This window comes from Prochlorococcus sp. MIT 1201 (assembly GCF_047303415.1).
Lineage (GTDB): Bacteria > Cyanobacteriota > Cyanobacteriia > PCC-6307 > Cyanobiaceae > Prochlorococcus > Prochlorococcus marinus_D.
The window spans coordinates 1,424,917-1,449,631 of the sequence record NZ_CP138947.1 but is presented as its reverse complement, the minus strand read 5'-3'; the positions used below and the strand labels follow the sequence as shown (position 1 = coordinate 1,449,631).

13 protein-coding genes are annotated in these 24,715 nt (G+C 45.1%); 3 read left to right on the top strand and 10 right to left on the bottom strand.

All coding sequences use genetic code 11. The annotated features are described in order from the left end of the window. Window positions 1-267 precede the first annotated feature (267 nt). From SIB41_RS06935 to SIB41_RS06915, 5 genes are all read right to left on the bottom strand, one after another. Window positions 268-14,187 (bottom strand): clostripain-related cysteine peptidase, encoded by a 13,920-nt coding sequence (locus SIB41_RS06935; RefSeq protein ID WP_413357795.1) that lies wholly within the window; start codon window positions 14,185-14,187, stop codon window positions 268-270. Continuing rightward, window positions 14,184-14,390: a hypothetical protein gene (locus SIB41_RS06930; protein WP_413357793.1), complete on the bottom strand. Its 207-nt coding sequence runs from the start codon at window positions 14,388-14,390 to the stop codon at window positions 14,184-14,186. The genes SIB41_RS06935 and SIB41_RS06930 overlap by 4 nt, the downstream gene beginning before the upstream one ends. A gap of 234 nt (window positions 14,391-14,624) precedes the next feature. After that, a complete protein-coding gene (locus SIB41_RS06925; protein ID WP_413357791.1) occupies window positions 14,625-14,756 on the bottom strand; it encodes a hypothetical protein in 132 nt (43 codons plus the stop codon). 81 nt (window positions 14,757-14,837) lie between these two features. Continuing rightward, window positions 14,838-15,038, bottom strand: a complete 201-nt coding sequence (locus tag SIB41_RS06920) for a hypothetical protein (protein WP_413357789.1) — start codon at window positions 15,036-15,038, stop codon at window positions 14,838-14,840. After that, complete coding sequence (locus SIB41_RS06915) at window positions 14,995-16,278, bottom strand: hypothetical protein (protein ID WP_413357787.1); 1,284 nt, start codon at window positions 16,276-16,278, stop codon at window positions 14,995-14,997. Before SIB41_RS06915 ends, SIB41_RS06920 begins: the two co-directional genes overlap by 44 nt. 840 nt (window positions 16,279-17,118) lie before the next feature. Between SIB41_RS06915 and SIB41_RS06910 the strand changes: the two genes are divergently transcribed. Next, the gene (locus tag SIB41_RS06910) at window positions 17,119-17,406 is read left to right on the top strand and encodes a hypothetical protein (RefSeq protein WP_413357785.1); all 288 of its coding nucleotides are present in this window, start codon (window positions 17,119-17,121) and stop codon (window positions 17,404-17,406) included. A 337-nt stretch (window positions 17,407-17,743) separates the two neighbouring features. Here the strand turns inward: SIB41_RS06910 and SIB41_RS06905 are convergent, their stop codons facing one another. The 4 genes from SIB41_RS06905 to SIB41_RS06890 form a co-directional block, all read right to left on the bottom strand. Further along, entirely contained in the window at window positions 17,744-17,989 is a 246-nt protein-coding gene (locus SIB41_RS06905) for a hypothetical protein (protein ID WP_011826536.1), read from the bottom strand. Between the two features lie 252 nt (window positions 17,990-18,241). Then, complete coding sequence (locus SIB41_RS06900) at window positions 18,242-18,820, bottom strand: peptide deformylase (RefSeq protein ID WP_413357783.1); 579 nt, start codon at window positions 18,818-18,820, stop codon at window positions 18,242-18,244. 128 nt (window positions 18,821-18,948) lie between these two features. Continuing rightward, on the bottom strand, window positions 18,949-19,608 hold the full coding sequence (locus tag SIB41_RS06895) for an alpha/beta family hydrolase (RefSeq protein WP_413357781.1): 660 nt from the start codon (window positions 19,606-19,608) through the stop codon (window positions 18,949-18,951). A gap of 362 nt (window positions 19,609-19,970) precedes the next feature. After that, entirely contained in the window at window positions 19,971-20,918 is a 948-nt protein-coding gene (locus SIB41_RS06890; RefSeq protein WP_413357779.1) for a 3'-5' exonuclease, read from the bottom strand. 41 nt (window positions 20,919-20,959) lie between these two features. Between SIB41_RS06890 and SIB41_RS06885 the strand changes: the two genes are divergently transcribed. Together SIB41_RS06885 and SIB41_RS06880 are read left to right on the top strand one after the other, a co-directional pair. Beyond that, window positions 20,960-21,421, top strand: a complete 462-nt coding sequence (locus tag SIB41_RS06885) for a peroxiredoxin (protein WP_063399568.1) — start codon at window positions 20,960-20,962, stop codon at window positions 21,419-21,421. Continuing rightward, window positions 21,418-22,146, top strand: a complete 729-nt coding sequence (locus SIB41_RS06880) for a DUF1350 family protein (protein ID WP_413357777.1) — start codon at window positions 21,418-21,420, stop codon at window positions 22,144-22,146. Before SIB41_RS06885 ends, SIB41_RS06880 begins: the two co-directional genes overlap by 4 nt. A gap of 12 nt (window positions 22,147-22,158) precedes the next feature. On the opposite strand, the gene acs is transcribed toward SIB41_RS06880, so the two are convergent. After that, window positions 22,159-24,135 (bottom strand): acetate--CoA ligase, encoded by a 1,977-nt coding sequence (acs, locus tag SIB41_RS06875; RefSeq protein WP_413357775.1) that lies wholly within the window; start codon window positions 24,133-24,135, stop codon window positions 22,159-22,161. Between the last annotated feature and the right edge of the window lie 580 nt (window positions 24,136-24,715).

The window sequence follows — 24,715 nt, the reverse complement described above, 5'->3', positions numbered from 1 at the left end:
AGTGGTTGACAGTACGCACCTTACAAGGCGTTTATAGGTACAATTTCATTAATAGATCTAGGAAAAGAGTATTGATTAGGCAATCTTTTGGCAGAAGACTTATTCATCGCAATTAAGACTATCTGATAATTGTATTAATATGATGAATTGTGCATGGGTGGATGTTGTGGGTTGCTTTGTTCCCTTTTCAGTGCTTTTAAGCCTTTTCCTTTTGGCTTTTTAGTCTTGCCCCTCAGCTTGGCAGCCTTGTTGTTAGCTTTGAGGCCGCTAAGCGGTAAGGGGATCCTGGAAATAGTCGCCAGCAATGTCGTTATCGCTGCTGTCGCTATTGCCATCTCCGCCGATCACACCCACAGCTGTTGGGTTTTCCAGTGATTCAACAAAGTCATTAGCCGCTTCTAGGGCATTTTGATCCTTAAAGGCTTGGTTATCCCAGGCGGCATCGCCTGTTAGGCCCTGGCTGTCGAGTTCATCCCAGGAGATTTGATCAGAACCGGTAAAGCTTGATTGTGTTCCATTGGCGCCATTGATTGGTTGTTGATGCAGGCTTTGGCCCCAGTCGGCATCCAAGACAGCTAAATCTTCCATCGAAATCTGGCCATCAAAGTTGGCATCAACGCCTCGCGCCACACTGGCATCAACAAAGCCATCTCCATTTGCATCCACTGCATCGGGATCCTCACTGGCTTGTTGTTGTCTTGCAGCACCAGCATTGAGATAAGCCAGATCTTTCATTGAAACGCGGCCGTCGTAATTGAGATCGCCTTGATAGGTAATTAGGTTTTTGGAGCCCTTTTGGTTGCTAAAGAGATCTGATCCATCAGCTTTCAAGCTGGCAATGCCTAAGCCGAGATCAACAACATTGCCTGCAGCACCAGTGATTTTGATGGCTGCATGCAACTGGCCAGATTCTTGCGCGGTGGAGTCGAATGCACCTGTGTCTGAACGAAAGCTGCCGCTGTTGAGGCTGTTGCGCGTGAGCTGATCACCGTTCGCGTCGATGCCTTTGTATTCAAAATAACTTTGATCTTCTAATAGCTGTGCATTGCTGTTGGTGATGCCAGTGACTTGGATGTTTTTCGCCTCGATATTGCCAAGATTGGTCCAGGTGCTTGTTGTTGAGATCGTGTCACCTGAACGAAGCAAATTTGTTTGTTTTGAGTTATAAGAGCCAATATCTAAATCACTACTTAAGATCAAGCCATCGCCTTGCTCTTCTAGATTGATTGTTGCCTCATAAAGGGTGACTTTGCTTCCATCAACAGCTAAATCACCGCCGAGATCACGCAGGCTCTTAATATCGCGATTCACAAAACCAGTTTCATCATCTAAAGCTTTAGAGAAGACTGTTTCATCTTGATTGGCACTCAAGCCAAAGAACAGCGGTGTGCTGAGATCGTCAATGCTGCCATCTGAATTTTGATTGAGTTCGGCAAGATTAAGTTCATTGAAATCAAGATCAATCGACGCCAAAACAGCACCATCTGAGCCGATGCTCGCTCCGGCATCGGCTAGATGGTTTCCATAGAGATCTCCTGGAACGAGATCTCCAAGACTTGCAGCAGCAATCCGGATTGTTCCCACATCATTATCAATGCGTACCGCATTGGCGATGGGCAGCTGCCCGCCAATCGTGATATCAGAGGCTTTGATCTCATTAAACAGATAGGGATCAAAGTTGATCGTGATATCTGCTGTTTCTAAGTTGTATCCAGCGGCCAGGCTCTTGGCTGTGATGTCTAGCTGATAGATATCACTGAGATCAACTGAATCACCAAGAACGGCTAATTGCTTTCTTGCTGTGGCTTGTTCTGCTTCTGTTCCTTCTTTTAAATGCAGGCTATAACCCAGCTCGATATCACTATCGAGTGTTCGCGCTTGATTCTCTACCCAGCTACTGGCTATTGCAGGGTTGCTTCTTACATCTGCTGTTTGGGCTTCAACATTGTCATCATTAACGGGTTCTTCTCCATCATCATTAACAGCAGCCGCTAGAGCTTCTCCAGGTGTAAACAAGAGCGAGAAGGTTGAGCTTGCACCTGGCGGGGCTAATGCTGATTGCGCCGAGGCTTCTTGTGGCTTTAGTTGCCTGAACTTCAGTGTATATTCTTCCCCCGATCCCGTAGTTGAATAGTCAAGGCTATTGCTGCCTATTCCCGTAACAGTGCTAATAACATTGTTGTTGGAATCAAGGATCACGGCTTCATATTCTGCGCCGTCAGCAACATTCACCTCGACATTCATGTTTTGCTGGATACCCGACAACGCTGATGTTTCTATGTTGTAGTAAAGCCATTCGCCATCTTCTGTTGCCGATGAAGGAGAGGTTGTGCCAAGCTCAAGTGTAGGAGCAGAAATCACACCTAATTTGGCCGCTTTGTTTTCTAGGTTGTTGTAATTAAATGATGGAGTTGGATCATTCGGCAGGTTGAATTTTAATGAGGCATTCGGTATTGGTAATCCATTATTTTTAATCTCTAATAAATACTCGGCAACTTCTAGGCCAGCCAAATTAAGAGTATGAGCATCGGATTCAGGCAGTTCAAGTGCACTTTGATCATCTGTGCTGTAGAGATTAAGTTGAAGATCCTTCAAATCATCAACAGTTTCTAAGCTGAAGAGCTTGATCGCGGTTTCTGCTTCTCCAGTATTAACAAGCGTAAATTTAAAGTATTTAGACAGACCTTCGTCGATTGCCAAGCTGTCGATATCAATATCATTGCCACTGAGACGGCCTAAATGAAAAGCTCCGGAAGCTACGGTATTTTTAGCAGACCAATCATTAACTGGTGTATCAAGCCATTCTGATGGATTTGCAGATGCAACAGCTTGGGCTTTTAAAAATTGATCCCATTGAGTATCTTGAATAAATTTTGAATGGCCATTAATGTATGTGAGGTTATTTTCTTGTCCGCCCTGCGGATAGAAAATGGAGATACCCCGGCTTCCTTGGTTATCAACATTTCTGTTGATAACAGCCGCTTCTACAGCCAAGGAAACTTCTCGGGCAGCATCTCGAACAGTTTGATCCAACTTAGAGGATCTGTATACAGCGCTCATAAATGAACCGAGGTCAGCTGTATAAGATCCTCCTTTATATTCAGCAGCAAATGCTCTGGCTACTTCGATACGGTTGCGATCATTAAGACGTAAGTCTTTTGTTGTATCAACAAAAGCAGATATCTTTGCGGCCAATACATCCAAGTCATCAGTATTAATCGCAGACAATGTATTTCTATGTAGAGTAGATCCTATATATCCGGCCTTGTAATCCTCAACAATGGAAGAGGCTAATTGTTGGGCTCCAATCTGATACGGATAGTCGACCAGAGATAGAGCATGGGTGGCATATCTTCCGCTTCCTTTTCCAGAGATAGCTTCACTGCCGATGGTTACCTGGGCAGAATCCTTTAACTCATAGGCCAATTCTAAGGTGCCTGTAAGGCAACCATCCATTCTCAATAATTCAAGATCAATCGATTCCTCTTGTTTGAGTTTCTCAAGTGATTCTGCAACTTCCTCAACATAGAGATGATCTCCAGCCTCATTATCAGAAATAATGGATTGAAGGCCACTGGAATGGCCAAGAATCACTAAGGCCTGATTTTCTGCTGGGGCTTGTTGATTAGCCCATTTAATAAAATCAGTTAATGTTTTAGGGTCACCCATACTCATTTCATCTAATACTTCAAAATCAGATGAAATCCAACCTGTTGCGTCATCGCCTCTCAGCAGGGAGCGGCCAACAGTATTCCATTTAATTTGCTCTCCAGAGCCTGTTGCATAATTATCATCCAAGTCAACCCAATTAGGTTGATCCCACATCACTGCAAAATTAACATCATCGGATAATTGCAATTGCTGGATCTGACTCTCCAAATAATTAATCGACTGATGCATATCAATATCTGAATAAGCAGGAAAGTAATACAAGAACTGCCACGCATCCTTGCGATCTGGATCCAGTGGCAAATGATATTCAATTTGATAAGTATTTGTAGCCTTGTCATTAGTATTTGACTCAGGATTATCTACATCAGGGCCCTCTAAATCATTACCACTAACTTTAATTGAATACTTGCCTGCAGCAACATCTTCTAGAGATAAGAACGATCCACTAGAATTTTGTGTTGAAGAGGCGATCAGTTGCTGGCTATCGCGGTCGATCAAATCAAATTGCAATACGCCATCTGTTTGAAAGTAATCGAGCTTAATGAAATCTGTTTTAAGCCCGTCATACTTGGTTTCAAAGCCTATGTAGTCAACATCATTATTATCATGAATGGATAATTGTTGTTGGCGGCGAGGGCCTGTAAATGCACCTAGATCAAAGACTGTCTCTGGGCTGTTATTAATTTCGTAAGGATCAGCAGTTATTGTCTTTATAGGGAGATTAAAGGTTAAATCATAGTCAGCTGAATTGTATAAAGTCTGGCGAGGTTTAACCGAAAGGAAATATTCGCCAATAGGAAGATTATGGAGCGATATCTCTTCGTTATCTGAATTACTAAAAGAGCCGCCTATATAAAATGGATCAGGAGGAAAATATCCAATCATGGCCCCCTGGACAGGGACAAACACTTCTTCACCATTCTTAAAGGCATGTTCACCTTCTATGGCTTCTAAAAACTTCTGATTATTTTGATCATATAGGTATAGATCCAAATCCATATCCCATTGATCAAACTCTGCCTTGATATAGTGATGCTCTTTGCCTGATTCACGCATCGAAAACTGATAAATATCTCTATCATTTAGGTTGTTTATCGCTGTATTGGTCAGTTGCTGCTTGCCTTGAAATTTGCCGGAATCTGCTAATTGATCGAGCTCAAAATTATAATCATCAAAATTGAACGGATCAGGATCCTGCCATGAATTAAAACTATCATTTGAATGTTGGTCATCATAAACATCGCCAAGTGGCTCAATGTTGATATCATCATTCCATTGATATCGTCTGTCGATATCAAAATATGCTTCTTTTCTGCCAGTAATAAAATCAAATTTATATGGAGTTACGTCTTTAACTCCATCAGACCATTCCTCATCGTAGCTGCTAACTTTGAAATAATATGTGCCAGGTTGTTTCTTGTGCCAGGATACTTGCGAAGGCCCTTTATTGAGCGAATTAATAAATGGATTATGATCAAGGAAAGGATCCCATAAGGGGGTTAATTTTTGATCACCAGCTTTTAATTCAAAGGCCTCTAACTTTAAGGCACCATCCCTCGGGTTGTAATCTAGCCTAGGCCCCACAAACTTGTTCCTATCACTGCCAACCCTATCAATGCCAATCCCAGCGGTGAGATCTCCTGCTATCCCAAAACCGTCCGCCCCACTGGGATCTCTTATTGGATCAGTAATTGTATACTTGTACCAATCTTCTCGATTGTCAGGGCCGAGAGTTTCATAGACATCCTTGAATTCATGGTTATATTCTTTTTGCTTGACTCCATAGTACGATTTGAGTTGTGATTGGATTCGATTCCAATCTTCTCCGTTATGCGTAGCCTCAGGTTCGTAGGCAAGATCATCTTTGTGTTGTTGTAGTGCTCGTTCTATCTCTGCTTGGGTTGTTGAATTATATAAATTAGCCTCTTGCAAGAGATTTTTGGTGGGCAAATCATAATGAAGGGAATAGTTGTTGTTTTGCCCTCTTCCTATAACCTTGATGATGTAGTCATCAGCAGGTAGATCCAATAAGTCGATACGTTCGCTATTGCCAAAACCGTGTGAATAATCAATGATTTCATCGCCCTCTGAACTCAATAATTCAAGATCAATATTTCCTAGTTGGTCCCAAAAATCAACTTGTATGTAATCCTCTTCTTCTTCAAGCCAATGAGGGCGAGATTTAAATACTGTAGAGAACTTATAATAATCAGTGAAATTGTCTTCAGCAAAAGACAAATTCTTAAGCTCGCCTTGGCTATTGCGTAATGCTGAAGAGGTTAATGCGATTGAATTAGTATCATATACTTGCCCCAATTCAGTATTGGGTTCGTATTCATGATGGCGAATCTGATCAACGAATGAGCCTGTAATCGCGACTGCATTTTCTATGCTGCTATTTTGATAATAAGGCTGAGAGTTAAGATGGTCTGAACTTGTAATCAATTCAAAATCATAGTTCGTAGGCATTCCTGAAACCCTTGCCTGATAGGTTCCTGCTGATAAGCCTTCAAGGGAAATCCACTCATCGTCAGTTGGTTGAGCATAAGCAACAGAATCTGCTGTCTTGATCACTTGTTGGTTATCTTTTTGTACTAGCTCGAGTTTGAGATCTCCATCTTGACGATCGAACCTGATTCCTATGCCTTGATCTGTAGAGCCATCTCCAGTAAGCGTAAACTCGCGATTATCGATATCATTTAATATTATGACCTGATCTTCTAATCGAAGGATACCATCAACTACGCCTAAATCTACGTTTCCATTTTCATCTTCAAGAGTTTCATATAAGTCATCTGCGTAAAGATGATAATCTTCAGCTATGTTGTTTGCAATTACAGAATAAGCAATCGGATTTGATCCGAAATCACCTTGATCTTCATCGTAAACAACACTAATAATGTGCTCTCCTGCCGAGTAGCCAGCAAGATTTAGTTGATCACTACCGCCAGCAAATTGAAGTTTGTTTTGTGTTGATTCATGTTCAGTAACGATTTCTATTGATTGAGATGCAACTCCATCTCGCGGCAAAATAAACTTGTAATAGTCTTTATCGCGTGCATAATGGATCGTTGAGTCTTCATAAATAGTTTGATTAGATGATTGATCAAGCGTTACAGCATTCTCAGCTGTGTCAAAAACATCGCGTTGATCATTTTTATCTCCTTGAATTGGATTTGGTGGCCCATTAAATTCGAGAGAATAGTCTCCTCTCGGGCCTTGCCCTACTTGTAAAATATATTCTCCAGGACGTAATGGATTTTCAGGAATGTACGTACCTTTCCCTATGTTGGGAAGATATCCACTTCCACTTCCATCAAGAATAATGCTGCCACTTCCATCCGCTTCTCCATAATTTATGAGTGTGTCAGGATAATCAGCTTGCCCTCGAGTACGAGTAAAATAATCTTTATGAGTTAATTGTATTTGGGGTGTATTGCGACCATCAAGAGAATTGATGGTGATATGATCTTCAATATCTGGCCAATGATTAAGCGTTAATGAATAAGTATCGAAAGATCCTTTATTATTACGCCAAGCCCTATTATATTCTGAGAATTGATTATTGAATTCCCATTCAGGATCAGGTGGTAAATAAAAATTCCGATCAAATTCATGCTGGAATTCCAGTGTTAGGTCATCAACTATTACAGGCGTTCCATCTTCATGTTCATGTATTAGCCCCAGCGGGGTTATTGCTTGCGTCGCTTGCGGATCAAGAGGGGAAGGAACATGAGGTCTACCATCATATAAAACATCATTATGTTCAAACCTATCGGCAGGAAGTGGATCAGCATATACGTTCCCGACAGTAACTCTATAGTCTCCAAAATCCTTATCGCCTTCAATGACTCTTTGAGCTTGATTAGGTTGTATTTTTAAATAGTAATCACCAGGATCTAAATCAGTTGTGATAAAGTTATCATAAGCGATGTTGGGTTTGGGTAGCTCCCCACCAATTAAGTTGAGCCATTTAGTGGTGCTATCGGAATACTTTTGCCTTCTCTCATTTATAAGATCAGCCCTATAGTTATCAAGACGTACTCCTTCTGCTACAACCTGTTTGTCCTGATTGAGCAGGAAAGTATCTACATTGGCTTTTAATCCACCCTCTGTAACAATTACTGTTTCTTTTGTACTGTCTGCAATTGAAATTTTGTACCAATCGTCGTCTAGCTTGTGATTCAGATTGCCAGTGGTTGATGTATTAACTCCTTGGTATATATCACCTGCATTGAACGCTTCTGTTGCCGTTTCAAGCGTATCGTTGCCTGCTAGCGCTTCATGTTTATCACCATAGCGCATTCCAGTCGTTGGATCAATCCTAGGATCATCCTGATCCAGGTTAATACTTATGGCGTATGAATCAAGATTTTCATAGGAAGAATTATTTAAATGATTTCCAAAACGATCACTTCTAACGACTAATCCATACTCACCCGCAGGCAATGGTTGCAAGGAGTAGTAGGGGATGGTACTGAATGGTATCGTGCCTTCGTAAACTTGTAGTACGGGGTGACTTAGTCGTTCTGAAAAGTCTGATGTCCATATTTCAGGAGACCCAAGTAATCCTGCATTTCTTTGCTTTTCAAGGCTCTTATCCCAATCAATAGTTGCATCTTCGTTCAGCACCCACCTTTCGGTATTTCTTATTGATTCAAAGTCACTGCTTGAATCAACAATATCAATCGAATCCCAAACCGATGCATCGTTTACTAAATTGAACGTAAAAACATCAACATCATGCTTCCATTCGCGATCAAGTGCATTCTGCACTTGAGCATCGCGGGGATGCAGATCCAATGGCTTACCTGTAGGGTTAAGGACCTGCCCATTACCTATATCTATATGCGAGCTGAACCCACCACTACCCCAGCGCCCATCATCTGGTGGTTTATGGGTTAAGGCTAATTCTTCACCATCAAATGTTAGATCCTTAATGAATCCATTAACAAGATCGCCTAACGGAGTTGCTGTTTCTGGCGTGTCGTTTCTATTATCGCCTTCAAACCTATCTTTATCGGGGAAGAAAGTATCAGGAGGCAATGGCCCTGCTGGCAGGCTAAATTCGATTTCATAACGCTCTTTATCTTCGCCACCTGTAAATCGGTCCGTATAAAAACGAGACATATCTCCTGCTATTTCAAGATAATAGTCTTTGCCTGCCTTAAGTTGTTGATATTCCTCTGGCCACCAAGAATCTGGCGTTATACTTTGTGTGGATCCAACAGAGCGTATGGGGGCTACAAAAGGCAGGTGATAGTTATTCCCGTCTTCGTCAACACTAATGTCGCCTCGGGCATAAGGGCTTACTACTTCTGTACCAGGACCAAATTCAATCCCATCTTCGTCGAATATCCTGATACTTATATCAGCCCCATCTGTAACAGATGCTGTTATTTCTGTAATATCGTTTCTAAACTGGCTAAGGTTAAAAGCTCTATCTTCACGTCCTCCTGAATAGAAATAATCTCCGATTGCATGTCCGCCATACGGGCGGCTGTAATTGTTTCCAAGCACATTGCCTTGTACTAGATTGAGCTGGTTGAGACTATGCCAGCTGGTATAGGCGTCTCCATTATTGTTTGTAGTATCACTAACTTGAAACTTATAATAATCAATATCTTCTGCTGAATGTAATGTTAGGTTTGATAGCTTGAAGCCATCTGAGATCACTCCAAGGTCTACAGCATTTTCTAATGTCTGATTGCCTAAGTTATTGCTATCGTATATATCAGCTCCAAATTTGTCTTCTTCGGTATACCTCTTTATATTTGAATGTCCGCCAATGCCAATCGAATATGTGGTGGGAACATCTGATTTGAGCTCGACTACATAATCGCCTGCGGCAAGCCCATACAGCGGAATGATATTTTTTGAATCAATTTCAATCTGGCCATAACTTCCCGGCGTCGTTGTCTTGGCATATTCTGCTGCTTTTATGAATGTTGTTCCATCAGCTTCAAGCAGGTTGACTTCTTGCCCTTCAAGGCCGGCTAAATCTGTAAAAACAAAATCCTGAGGCGTTCCTTCTGCCAATAAACTAAATTTATATTTATCGATATCGTTTGCATTGTCTATTGTTTTTCCTGTAACAACTGGATTTAAATCACTGAAATAATTTTTTGTTATTACTAAATCAACAATCGACTCCACATTGTTTTGATCTTCTTTGTCTTTTTTGAGATTTACTTCTAAATCACTATAACTTGTCTGAGCTTCAATTGTATATGAATTGGTCGCACCATCGACTCCAGAAACTCTGATGACACCATATGAAGGTGCACGAGAAGGATCGCTTGAGTTGTTGTTGAGGATTAGCTCAGAATCATCGTCAAGGCCGGTTAACTGAAGCCCATTTCCAATGATCCCATCCGCGGAAAGATGGGTGTCAGCGTAATAGCGCTGACTGTCTATGTCCTGCAAAATCCATGATTGACTTGAATGGGGCCGGATACCACCTTCAATTACATTTAAGGGGCCAGAGCCACGATTAAATTTAACTTCTAATCGATCAACATTGAGCGCGCGATCATCAGGATGTTTGTAAATATAATAATCAACATCATCTGATGTATTGATTGAAAATTGGCCTAATGTGGATTGCCCAGGCTTTAGTTCTCCTAAATATACTGCATCTTTTAATGTATCATTTCCAGATCCATAGATTGCATCAACATCCCATCTTAGGCTTGGGCTGTCATGGGGATTATCAGGGCCAACATGGCTGACTTGTAGGAGCCTATCGTAGCTTTCATACCATTCAGGGCTATCTTTGCTTGCTGTTGGCTTAAAGCTAAGATCATAAAATCCAGCCTCATTATTTGGGCTTGATACAACCAGATCATATGAACCTTGCGGCAAGTTAGCTAAACTAATCGATTCTATCCAATCAGATTCCGCAACAGGAAACGATTTTGGAATGATAAATTCACTTCCATTGTATTTAGTTAAGAAATAAGGGTCTGATTCTGAAGTATAAATAGGTTGATCACGATCAGCTTGATGTAGCGCTAATTGAAGGTCAGCTTGGCTATGGTCAAATTCTAGAACAACTTCGTTTACCTTTGTATTTTGATCAATTGAGAATCTATAGCGATCAATATCAGTGGCATCATTAATTGCTTTTGATAAAAGTATTGTGTTTTCATCGACACTGCCAAGCTGTAGGGCATTAGAAGATCCTTCTTCATCTGCCCGTTCTATCGTAAGTGGTGGTGGTGCATCAAAATGCAAGCCATAAAGTTCTATTTCATCCGCTGATGTTGAATGGTTGATTTCCAGCAGATACTTACCTGCTGTTATGCCATCTAATTCCAATTGAGTTGCGAAGTCTCCACTGGTGTTTGGGAGACCATTCGATCCATATTCAAAGACGCTTGCTACGGAGTTGCCTTGAATATCTGTCAACTCCATTGACAAATAATTCTCTTCAATAAAAACATCTCTAATTAAATTAATCGAATGCTCTGCAGTCGCATCCGTTTCGAAGGTCAACAAGTACTTATCAGGTTTATCTTGGTAAAGCGTTAAGTAAGGATTCGTCCCTGCTAATCCATAGCTTTGTTGATCCGTTACCTTGCCAAGATCATGCTTAAATGATCTGCCAACGTTCAGTTGATCAAATGGATCCGCCTTTACATTGTTACCAATAACGAAGGGGATGCCTTTTTCACCACTAACGTTTTTATACTCCGCCAATTTATATCGCTCATCTAGCCATGGATCTTCTAGGTTAGATGTAGCATTGTTTAAGCCATATATTGCCTGATCATTTTGATAATTTACATCGGCTACAACAAGATAATATTGCTTGCCATTTTCCAGCTTACCTATATCATCCTTGACAATTTCGTGCCGGCCAGTCTCTTCATTTAATTCATAATAGGCTTTAGAGATCTGTGATCTTGAGTTTGGCGTTATGTCTGAACTGCTCTGGCCTGTGTAAATAAAGGAATATACTTTACGGTCATTTGGTTGTAGATAACCTGTTGACCGAAAATTGTTTAAAGCCTCAACAGATCCTTGCTCAATTGCATAGTCAACATCATTTGAAACGATTCTATTGGCAGTCGTATCAATATTTGCTCCTGTAATTGATTGCAGCTGGTATTCATCTCCCTCGGGCTGTGTATAGCCTGCCTCAAGGGTTTGACCAGGTTCAATCTCAATATAGCCATCCGGTTTTAGATACACGACGTTATCAACAATCCGATAACTCTTGAGAGGAACCTGCTCTCCGTTTACTGCGATATTAAACGCATCAATGGGGGTCTCGTTAAGCCGACTTAAGGATTGATCAAAGCAGAGAGCAACTTCTTGATAGCTATCATTTCCACCGAATAAAGCCGCCTTGCTAAGACCATTGATCCAGCTGAATCGGTAATCATAATTAGTCAACCTTCTCGGTATTGCTAATGCATGAGATAAATTTGCCGGAGAATTATTTGCTGTTCCTGTGTTAAAACTAATCGCAGATTCATTTTCAGCTGCAGAACTATTATTTGAACGATCTAATACAACTCCCTCTCCATACTCAATCCTATAGGCTGTATTTTCATTTAATGTCGTTGAGGGCTTAACTGCTAAAATATTATTTCTTATAGTTACTTGATCAGAGGTAATGTCTACCTTCTCTACAGTTTCTCCATTTTCATCGGTAATTAATATATTGCCTGAACCAGGGAAGATTTTATCGTCAAATGTTAACTCAAACCTACTTTCAGGATCCACTGTATTGGAATTATAATCCGTACTTGCCACATACACTCTAGGAGCTGTCGTATCAGCGCTAACTGTTAGCGAGTAATCCCAGGATCCATAGCTGGCGACGCTTAAGAAATGTGTGCCAGGTTCAAGATATTTTGTTGTTTCTGCTTTGAGATTAGCGTATCCATCCCACCAATTACCAGTGTTTTCACTGATGTACCCTCCCCCCCCTTGAGTGGCAAGTTGTTGATCATCAATCGTTAAGGTATAAGGGTTCCCTCCCCCCCCGTCTAATGGGTCAATTCTAAATGTATATTCTCCATTGTCTTCAATTACAATCTTGAACCAATCATCATCACTACTGCCATATATTGATTGCTTGAGGTTATTTTTCGAGAGATCTTCCTTGTTATAGTTAATTACAGCACTGGTGCCTTCATTTGCTGGAAAATCCAAAAATTCTGTACTGAATTTCCAGTCTGTAGGAGAATCTAATCCTTCAAATATGTTTCCTGACTCATCAACAAAGGTTCCTTTGTCAAAGAGTACGTAATAGTCTTCACCATATTTTAAGGGCTCTGTCTTATCCTCTAGGCGGAAAAAAGTACTGAAGGAGTCCCAGGCATCGCCTGAATTTCTGAAAATGGCATCATCTTCGGCGCTAACGGAGTATGTTCTAATGTCATCGGAGCCATTGGTAATCGTGATATCACCACTACCCGCTTTAACTTTTTCATCAAAATAAAAATCAAAACGGAAGTCAACAAATCCCCAGTCATCGATAACAGTATTGGTGACTGAGTTATTGCGAGGATGTTGTCGGGCATCTTCAGTATTTAATTGAGGAGCAGTAACATCAGCATCTGGTTCGTCTGTTTCGAAGGTGATTGTTGTATTATCATTTACACCAGCAAAGGCTGTGCCTGATTTGTCTATAAAGAATCCTTCATCTATTAAGACATGGTAGTTTGACCCAAGTTTTATCTGTACGCCTTGCCCAGTCTTTTCCGGATCAGTGTTTAAATAGGCGCTCGGCCAAGACGAAGACGCCTTGCTGGATATTGCCCCGCTCGGTATTCTCCAGCCCCAGTGAATGTCTTGCAACCGAAAATCTTCTGTTCCAAAGACTATTTTGTGATCGCCAGATTGGAGCGTTATATTTCCAGAACCCAGTTCAACTTGTTCGTTGAAATATAGACTTAATGGAACTAAATCTAGGTGGGCTATTGGTTCGTCTGAATTTGGTGATGTTCTGGTTATTATTGGGCTTTCATTGTCTTCCAGGATTGTGAATGAATTATTTGCTTGCGTAGGTGTAACACTCGATGAATACCTAACTGTATAATTCAGGTCTATAGACCCTGTGTAGCCAGAGTCTGGTGTTATTAGATAGTATTGATGTTCTTCAGTAACCGTACTATTACTTGCCTCAAGCTCCTCAACGGTCAGGTGGCGATAATCATCACCCCATAAGTTTTGGTATCCTTTGGCTAGATCTTCTTTCTTGATTTTATAGTCATTATTCTCTAGGCCGTCGCTAAATATTACTTTTGGACCAACAAGAAATACATCTGGGCTGGGTGCCTGTGCGTCATTAGCAGTGCTTGCTGCGACCTGTGCGCCTGCGCTTGCCGTTAATTCTGCAACAGTGTTAATGCTGAGCGCTGGATCGGCGCTGCTGCTACTAACGCTGGTTGCGCTGCTATTGCTGTTATTCGTTGCTTCTCCATCAGCCGCAAAGCTTTCTTGGCCTGCATTGATGCTGGCCTGATCGTCTTGTTCGTTGCTGTGATCGAGGCTGCTCATCGCCGCAAGCCTCGCCAGCGGCTTAGCGCTAGACCGCGCCCTGGCTCATTTCCTTGGCTTTGGCCTTGATCATTCGCTTGCCTTTGGCCTTGCGCTGCTTCTATCTCACCCAGCGCTGGCAGCTTGATCTGCAAGCAGGCTGAACCATCAAGGAGCCCGCTCAGCTCCCTGGCCAAAAGATCAGTGGTGACGGGGGGTTGCACCTTACAAGCGGTTGATCAGCACAACTTCAACCCTATTTCTAGGGGAAAACGCTTATCTCAGGCAATCCCCAGCTAGAAGACTTATCGCTTCACAGCCGTGATGTCGTTGAGTGTGAGTTAGCAGAAGAGCTGGCTCAAAGGCTTGCGAGAGCTGCTTTTTTGCCTTTAAACCTTTTCCTTTTGGCTTTTGAGTCTTGCCTCTGCCTGGCAGCCTTGTTGTTGGCTTTGAGGCCGTTAACCGGTGAGCGGATCCTGGAATTCAGTGCCAGCAATGTCGTTATCGCTGCTGTCGCTATTGCCATCAGCGCCGATCACACCCACAGCTGTTGGTGATTCGAGTGCCGTACATCTGCAAATGTGGTTCATCTCAGCTGTGAACTTATTTACTAGTCACTCTCTTGAGGTCTTCCATCATTGGGCTCCAGTCATCCCTATTCATTTGGCTGACTAGCCAAAGGCTTGCTTGAACGAATCACGCATTGTGCGAAAGCTGGTGGTTCTGTAGCTGCGGTTGTGAACTTCTTCGGAGTGGCCCATTGCTGCGCAAAGATCAGCCTTGTGCACCTGCATTGATTCGTAAACGAGAGAATAAGTGTCGCGGAAGCTATAGGGCCTTAGCCATTCGCCTTGCTCGACTTTCTGTTTCACCAGTTCCTGCCGTCACCCTGGCGTTAGCTGCGCAGAACGCTGCATCCAGACCTGCCTCATCAGTCCATTGGCCGTAGTGCTTCATATGGGTGCGAACGTCATGTCCCATTGATGCCGCGAGCTGGCGCAGAGGGATTCCAGCAATAGCTCCTCGGTAGGCATAGCCGTGACGCAGGCTGTACGGCGAGAGCCCCGGGTTGGCTTTGACCAAGGCTGCCCAATACGAGTGGCGATCGAGGTATTGCCGGAACGTATGACCGCAGGTTTTGAAGTCAGGGGCATTAAGGATTCCAGTCGGCAGCTTCACTAGTCCTCTTTCCAGCTGGGCCAGTGCTTGCCCTGAAGCATCGGCCAATTCTGGTAACTCCAGTGGGTAGGCGATGCGATCAGGCTTTGGCGTTTTGGCCGTTGCGCGGTTTCGTTTGACGTTGCCGACTTTGAGCTTTCCGTCCACCACACGCATCGCTTTTAGCTCTGCTGGTCTTAGTCCGAAGAGTCCAACCAAGGTGACGGCAAGACGTAGTTCTGGTTTATCGAACAAGCTGTCGATTAACCCGAACAGTTGATTGGGCTTGACCGGTACTTTGTCTTCCTTGCGTGTTTCAGCAAGCCCAATCAGCTCTTCAAGATCTTCGCTCTCTAAGGGGAGATAGGCCGACTCTGCTCCGCATTTTTTGACAGCAAAGCGCAGGAAACGCGAGACATCTAAAAGTGCTCGCTTTCTGCCAACACCGCCCAGCTTTAACTCAGCTAAGTACTTGCTGGTGTAGTTCCGCATAACGCCTGGGCCGTCGTTTGCTGCTCCGCGTCCTTTGGCATAGATCAGTTCGATCGTGCGTTCGATCCTGCGCCGTTCTTCTCTCTCGTAGGTCGATGCTTTGACTTGCCCAGTACCAACGCGGTTGGCTTCATAACGCTTGGCCACCTCGTTCCAATTCGTGCCACCAGTGGCTTCGTCCTCTGCTGACACGCTGATCAGTGCATGTGACGCGTACAGACCTATTCCTAGGTCAGCCATTTTGCGTCTCAGGTCTCCAATCAAAACAAGCAACTCGGTGCTGCTGCTTGGAGCGAAGCGAATCTGGGTGGTGATGGTCGGACGCTTGCCGTTTCTTGCATTGCCGGTTTCGCGGCGCTGAATTTTGAAGTAACCGGACCGTTCCTCCAGCACCCAGCCAGGGCCATAGGTCCGTTTGATCGTGCCCCTTAGGTCCTTCAGCCATGGAGCTGTTTTGACCATGAACACCTGACATGCATGCAAGTGCTCAGTATGCCGTGTTTTGGTGTGATTTCTAGGTGTGATTTTTGCCTTTATCTGCCCCGACTTGCCCATGCAAGTGAATGGTGCATTTCTCGAAATCATTGTGCTGCAATGCTTTTGAGCGTCTATGCCTGGGAAGAGAGGGAGAGGCTGAGACGCATGGCATGCAGGGGGGCAGGAGTTCGAGTCTCCTTGGCTCCATTGAGATCTAACCAGTCCAGTCAGGTGAGTTAAGGGGATTTGATCCCAGCATCTTTGACTTCCTGAGTTCGATCCTTTATTGCTTCGAGGTAGTCATTGGGTTCTTTCTTGTCGATGAAAACTCCTTGGTCGAGTTTGCTCTCGATCTGATTGAACAATTTCTTCAATCGCTTTATGTCCTGTTTGGATGCAAGGTGCCGAGTGGTTTAGTTGATCTGTGTCGATGTTCTATCCTTTCCCCAGTGAGCCTTTCTAGAATTGCTCATTTTTGTATCAGCTGGTCTGACCAAGACTGATTGTGCTGAGATTAGATGTTAGTTCGATTGCCTTTTCCACAGGAGAGTCCTTGTGTTAATCGCATTCACCTATCGATAGAGAGTGGCATAATTGGGATTTGCGAGGATCGTCTAGGAGGATTTCTCAGAAAGTATGTTAGCAAAACAAGCTCTTTGATTAGTTGGTTGATTGTGTGTTTTGAGCAACACGGACTTGCTTGTATGTTCGATGCTTTTATCAAGGGAAATCATTATTAAGCTAGGTTGCTTGACTGTGCTAAAAAGTAATGCTAACAGGATACAATTGCATTAGAAGTCATACCCGTGATTGCTCGTTCTTGCTATGCCGGCCTCATCTGATCAGCCCATCATCGACATTTCTGCTGAAACCACGGAAACCCATCCTCTGCTGAATGACGAGGATATTCATGAAAAAGTGGCTGAGCGGCTTAAGCACTCAAAAGAATTTGGAGCTTTGGTTTGGGAGGCTACCAAGGAGTACTTGCACAAAATGAACCTTACTCCGCAAGAGAAGTCAAATGTAAGTGATTGGCTGGCTAGCAAAAAAGATAAGTTGCAACAATCAGTTGTTGCGAAATTGAATGATCTTCATCAAGGTGGTCGAAAGTAGTTGTGGCTATTTGCAATAAGTTCCTATTTGGATCTCATAGCAATGTGCTAACTCCAGTGCTTTATTTTGATCGATAAGCAAGCTGATGATTCAACTTTTCTGATAGTCAATCAGGCTGATAGCAATGATGCCAAGGCCTTCAGAGATGCCGTTCTCTTGGTCGTCTGTATTTTTGTATTGCCTACCTGCATGATCGGCTTGCAGGTTTTTACGGTAACCGCAAAATACTTTCTTGCTAATTGAGTTGTTGTCATTAATTTGCCTATGGTCAGTGGAGTTTTATGTATATAGTTGCATGCGCAGTAGTTGCTTATAACGTAAGCCAGTAGTGATGGTTTTATTCACTGTCTTTTAAATTTTCTAATTCAATAGAGAAGTGATATAGGGCTATGCCAAGAAATGCACCAAAGACAACTTGGCCGTCGGCATTAGGTGCGATTTCTGTCGCAACGATCAGGATAAAACTAGTTAATGTCAAGGCGCGTAGAGTGCGCCGCTTTATTGCTCTATTCCTCAGCCTTTTGTGGAGGAGGGAGTTGGTCTCACTCATCCATTGTTCAAGCTGTTCTCTGGATTTAGTCACTCCTAAGTCGTCAGCAGCTGTTGATTTCTCATCTTACTGTGCGTTGTCTAAGCTTTTAAGCGTTTGCACTAACAGTCCGATCAATAATCCAGAAAAGGTTCCCACAAGAATTTGTCCATCGTTGGGAGCAACTTCTAGCATCATGATAAATACAAAAACTGTCCATATTAATAGCCTCATGTTGACCATTGTCACAGTTTAGCTCTTGGCTAATGATGGGGCGTTGTCTCTTTAAGAATAAGATTTAATCTTTCAATCTGATCTGCTCTGTTGTGATGCTTTTTGCTCTGCCCTGGCAAGCTTCGCAATGATGCCAGCAGCTTCTAACTCTCCTGTGAAGCCAAATGAGGCAGAGTCAACCAGACGGTCGGGAAACAAAACCCCGTCTAAGTGGTCACATTCATGTTGGATCACTCTTGCTGGGAAGCCCTCAAGGCAATGCTCAATCTCAAAACCATTTTCATTGAGCGCCCTGTAGTGAATCCGACTCCAGCGCGACACCTGACCACGAAGGCCTGGCACACTCAAGCACCCCTCCCAACCATCCTCTAGATCAGAGCCGATTGGTGTTAAGACAGGATTGATCAGAATTGTTTGTGGAATCGATGGGGCCTCGGGATAGCGGGGATTAGGGCCTCCTCCACCAAACAACACCACTCTTAAAGGCACACCAATCTGGGGTGCGGCGAGTCCTGCTCCTTGATGGGCCTTCACCGTGTCTTGTAAATCCTTAATGAGTGAAATGATCAGCTCATCAGAGGCATCATCGACGACATTGGACACTTGCCTCAGTTGAGGATTGCCCATACGCAGGATTTCCTTCACAGCCATGATCATTAACCTCCTTTTCTCTTTTCTGTAGTTTTCGCCAACACAACAAAACCAGCCATAAGGATGAGCAAGATTCTGTCAATGGATAAGTGAGTTATCAGGTTCATTGTTTTGGCTTTTGTTGATGTTCAGCTGCTTACCAGTCTCTTGCAAAAATCACTTGAGTGAGTCACTGCTGCGGTCCAGTTGTCGGCTTCAGTGAGTCCAGAGTTTCGGGTGGGTTTGAAGCTGTGATCTCCGGCAGGCATCCATTGCAATGAGACCATTGGCGACAAATCGTAGCTTTCAACCTCACCTTGTCGACCCATCCCATCGCGTTCGCCCTGCAAAATTAAGGTCGGAGTTTTTTGCACGGCAAGATGTTCAGTTCTTAACTGCTGAGGCTTCCCTAATGGATGAAAGGGGTAACCCAGGCAGATGCAGCCAAGTACGTTCATGTTGGCTGAGAGTTCATCTGCCAGAAGACTGGCGACCCTACCCCCCATTGACTTACCGCCAATGATTACAGGTCGAAGCGCAGCTTCGCTCTCGACCTGCTCGAGGAAAACTTGCTTCAATTTCGGCATTCGATCAGGGGGAGAGCGTTTGCCACTAATGCGTTGTTTAGCCATGTATGCGAATTCAAAGCGCACCACCCGCCAACCGACTTCAGCTAAGCCACTGGCTATCGCTGTCATGAAAGGGCTATCCATTGCTGCACCAGCCCCATGGGCTAAGAGCAGGGTGGCAGGTGCAGCGCTAGAACCATTCACCAAGCGTGGAGTGGGATCCATCGATGAGTTATTCATCTAGGCATTCTCCTGATTTTTGGCAGCTAAGTAGACATGCTTGGTGAGTCATCGTTTTTGTCAGGAAGGAACGGAATGGCTCAATAAACAATCGTAGGTAGCTATTCAATGGGGTTGTGACCTAGGGCTGTTCTAATCCCCGACAAAGCGTCGTTACTTAGTAAGTGCAGTTTTTCTAATTGCCTTCCAACCAGAATTCGCAAGCTTGATCGCTTATGCGACAGCGGCAGCAAGCAACTGATAAGACTGTTGGGAGAGTTCAGCTCTTGACTAAGGGAATCAATCAGAATTCAACGCTCTCGGATCAAGGATGTTTGGCAGCTCAACCTTTTCTTAAACGGATGACGACATTGAAGGCAACGTTATGCACTCAATGGCTGCTCCTCTTGTTGATCAATAGCAACCACTTGGAAGTCAAGCTTGGCGGCCTCTCGATCACTTAAGCTTCGGGTCCAGGCACCTTGAATTGGATCATTCCAACGAAAGCCAGCATCTTTGGCCAGGTGTCTTTGTGCATAAGACACCTGGGCACGCATCAAACGCTTTGGCTCTAGCCCATGAAGTAGGAGCGTTTCGAGATCCTTGCAACGGGCGAACACCTCGGCGAGATAAATGCAGTCGGTGAGAGCACGATGAGCGGCCCATACCGGCACGCCATAAGCGAGAGCCAAATCTCTTACAGAAGGCCTTGAACGAAGCTGACGATCAACTGGCCAAGCGATGTCTTCCATCGTGCACAGCCAGGGCTTGGAGACAGCTGGAAGCTGATCCTTTCCGAACCACTGACGATCGAAGCCAGCATTGTGAGCAACTAACAGATCAGCGGCATCCAGTAAGGCTTGCAAATAGTCCAGCCCTTGTCGCCAAGGTTGATCCAAGCGAGTGACCTCAGCGGGGATGCGATTGATTGATTCAGCCGCATTGGTTTCCACAGGTAGCAAAAAGGAATGCTGGGCAAGCACAGCACGCTGCGGTGCATGGAAAAGGATGGCTCCAACCTCTAGGCATTGACCTCGCTTCGGATCCAATCCAGTGGTTTCCGTATCGATGATCAGCAGCATCTCTGGCAGTGAGCTCAAAGCTTCTCGATGCAAAGAAGGCAGTGCTACTGGTGCATGAGGTTGCGGTAAAGAGACAGCCTCTGAAGTAGAGACAGCCTTTGAAGGAGTGACAGCCTTTGAAGTAGAGACAACTGCCTCTTCTGCATTGAGATCTGGGAGAAGATCCAACTGACCAGCTCCAAAGAGATGCTGCTTTGCTTCCCCCACGCCGAGTTCATCGATGGATTGCTTGTATTCTCCCGCACCCATCAAGGGGCTCTCTAGGGTGCTCCATAGATGCGAGCTTCTGCATGGCCCTTCAAGTTGGTGATAAGGCTCCTGCCATTGATCTGGTTGATCAAAATGGCAACAAGCGGCGGAGTAATGATCTCAAAGGCAAAGTACTCGTGTTGTTTTTCTATCCCAAGGACGACACTCCTGGATGTACAGCCGAAGCTTGTAGCTTTCGAGACAATTACTCAGTTTTTGAGAAACTCGGTTCTGAAGTCTGGGGGGTGAGTGGAGACGATGACATCAGTCATCGGCAATTTGCAGAACGACATGGCCTGCCCTATGCATTACTGAGCGACAAGGACAACACACTGCGGCGAGCCTTTGAAGTTCCTCGCACCCTTGGGATGCTGCCAAGCCGAGTTACTTACGTGATTGATGGCCAAGGAACAATCCGCCATATTTTTAATAATCTCCTCGATGGTCCTGCTCATATGCGTGAGGCATGCCGTGTCGTGGAGGAAATCAAAAAGAAACGATGACCAGATGGAGACGCCTCGGCAACGTCTGGGGACTATGGCCAGCTAAGCCAATCGCACTGGTCGAGATGGTGGGGGGCAGTTATTTGGCGGCGAGCCCCCAGCTCAGCTACCGACGATTGCTTGAAGGTTTAGCTGACCACAATCTGGCGGTTCATGCTTGGGGCTATGTGCCAGGCTTCGACCATCAGGCTCAGGCCAATGAAGCTTGGAAACATTTGCGTCGTTGTCGACAACAACTTGAGGCCAGAGTCGGAGCCCTTCCCACACCCCTTCGCTTGGGCCATAGCCTTGGCTGCAAGTTGCATCTTCTAGCCCCAGATGGAGGTCGTAACAGCAGGGCTTTGGTGGCATTGAGCTTCAACAATTTCACGGCTGATCGTTCGATTCCCATGCTTCGCGAACTTGCACCAAAGCTTGGCTTTTACACGGAATTCAGCCCAAGCCCTAATGAAACATTGCGATTGATCCGCGAGAGTTACCACCAACCTCAGAACTTATTGGTGAGTTTTGGGAATGACAGCCTCGATCAGAGCCCAAGCCTTTTGCATAGTCTCCAGCAGCGAGTGGAAGATGCAACACAAAGCTTGCATCTTCCAGGCGATCACCTCACCCCAGCCAGTGCAGGGTTACGGCAGAACCTTCTCGGCGACTGGGCGGATGACTCCGCCCGGGCCGAGACTCTCAATCAATTGGTGGAAACGATCTCTTCTTGGGCAAGCCCATGAACGAGGTCGTGATCAGGCTCTAAGCCGATCCAGTACGGAGCGATCTTCCAGGGTGCTGGTATCACCCTTGACCTCCTCTCCAGCGGCCAACGCCCGCAAGATACGCCGCATAATTTTGCCGCTGCGGGTCTTGGGTAAGGCATCACTGCAACGGATCTCATCAGGTCGAGCAATGGGGCCGATCTCCTTGCCCACATGAACACGAAGCTCCTGAATCAAAGCATCACTCACTTCCCTGCTTCCTTCCAAGGTGACGAAGGCCACGATCGCTTCACCTTTAAGGTCATCAGGTCTTCCAACCACTGCCGCTTCAGACACTGCCGGGTGACTCACCAATGCCGATTCGATTTCCATCGTGCCAAGACGATGGCCTGAAACGTTAATCACATCATCCACCCTGCCCATCACCCAGAAATAACCATCACCATCTCGACGAGCTCCATCGCCTGCGAAATAGATGAAACTGCCATCCTTAGGGCGTAAGTATTCCCAATAGCTCTCTCTAAAGCGTTGAGGATTTCCGTGCACGGTGCGCATCATTCCTGGCCAAGGACGTCGCACGATCAGATATCCACCTTCGTCAACGGCTACTGGTTCGCCTTGTGCATCAACCACCTCAGCCTCAATGCCTGGTAGGGGAAGGGTCGCAGATCCTGGTTTTGTTGGCGTCGCACCAGGCAATGGGCTGATCATCACCCCACCTGTCTCCGTTTGCCACCAAGTGTCGACAATTGGGCAACGATCACCACCGATGACCTCGCGATACCACATCCAGGCCTCAGGATTGATGGGTTCTCCGACGGTACCTAGCAAGCGCAGACTGCTCATGTCGTATTGATCGGGTACAGCCCGACCACTTTTCATGAATGCCCGAATTGCCGTAGGTGCAGTGTAAAAAATCGTGATCCCGTGTTTCTGAATTAGCTCCCAAAAGGCTCCAGGCTTGGATGGGCGTGGTGCCCCCTCATACATCACAGTTGTCGCCCCATTGGAAAGAGGCCCATAAACAATGTAGCTATGGCCTGTGATCCAGCCCACATCGGCTGTGCACCAGTAGACGTCTTCGTCGCGAATGTCGAAGATCCACTTGAAAGTGAGGTGAGCCCAGAGGTTATAGCCTGCCGTGCTGTGCACAACGCCCTTTGGCTTTCCAGTGGAGCCAGAGGTGTAGAGCACAAACAGGCGATCTTCACTCGCCATGGGTTCCGCCGAGCACTCTTGAGATTGAGCTGACACAAGCTCGTGCCACCACTGATCTCGACCAGCTTCCATCACCACGCTTTCTTTCGTGCGTTGCACCACCAGCACCGACGTCACGCTGGGGCAGGCACCCTCGGCTAATGCAGCATCCACTGCCGGCTTCAAGGCAACGGCCTTGTCCTTACGAAAACCACCATCAGCAGTGATCACGGCTTTGGCTTCACCATCCACCAAACGATCTCTAAGGGCTTCAGCGGAAAAGCCACCAAAGACAACAGAATGTGGGGCACCGATACGGGCGCAAGCCAACATGGCAATGGCCGCTTCTGGGACCATTGGCATATAAAGGGCAACCAGGTCACCTTTGCCAATGCCAAGAGCTTTCAGCGCATTGGCAGCCCTGCACACTTCAGCATGCAGTTCTCGATAGGTGAAGCGCCGTACATCACCTGGCTCTCCCTCCCAGATCAGGGCTGTTTTGTTTGCCTTCGGCCCATTGAGATGGCGATCAAGACAGTTGAAGGAAAGATTTGTCGTGCCTCCTTCAAACCAACGCGCAAAGGGAGGATTTGACCAATCGAGAACGCTATCAAAGGGTTCAAACCATTCCAGCTCAGTGCGAGCGGCTTCACCCCAGAAACTGTCAGGATCAGTTTTGGCTTGCTCTGCCATCCGACGATAGGCTTCCAGGCTTCCAACCATCGACTGTGAGGCCAACTCTGCGGAGGGATGAAAGACGCGCTGCTCCTGCAGGACTGACTTAATGGTGCCGGATGGATCAGGGGACATAAGGCAATCAATGACCAGTGATTTCCCGCATTCAAGCGATTAAGAGCAGGGACTACAGCGCTGTGACACGCTTGTTTAAACGAACCCCCGAAGCGACCGTCTTTGAAGGGCATCTAAATGAGTACAAATTGAAAGAGCAAAAATCTGAAATAAGATAAAAATACAAAGCAAAATGATCAATTTTGAAGTCTTTTCCTATCTGCTTGCAGTCCGCCAAATATAGTCAGAAAATACATTCCTGTTAATGGTGAAAAGAATGCTGGTAGCAGCACAGCGATGGAACAACTCTGCGGGCAATCTATTAACTCGGAATCACTTCACTATGACACTTGTGACTGGGTCGTAAAGTCGATTGTAAAAGTGATGCAGGCTGAGTTGGTTTGTGCGATTGATAAACTTGAAAAATGTATTCATCCTCTGAGCTGGATTCTGATAATATATACAGTTGTCGACTTTTGTCAGGTCGGCTGTCTTGTGCTTCCAGAATGTTTTGAAACATCTCATCTGCATGATTGCTTGGTAGCCATATTCACTACTTCGGTTGAGTGGAAGCTTAGAGATTTGTTTAATGCCCTGAATG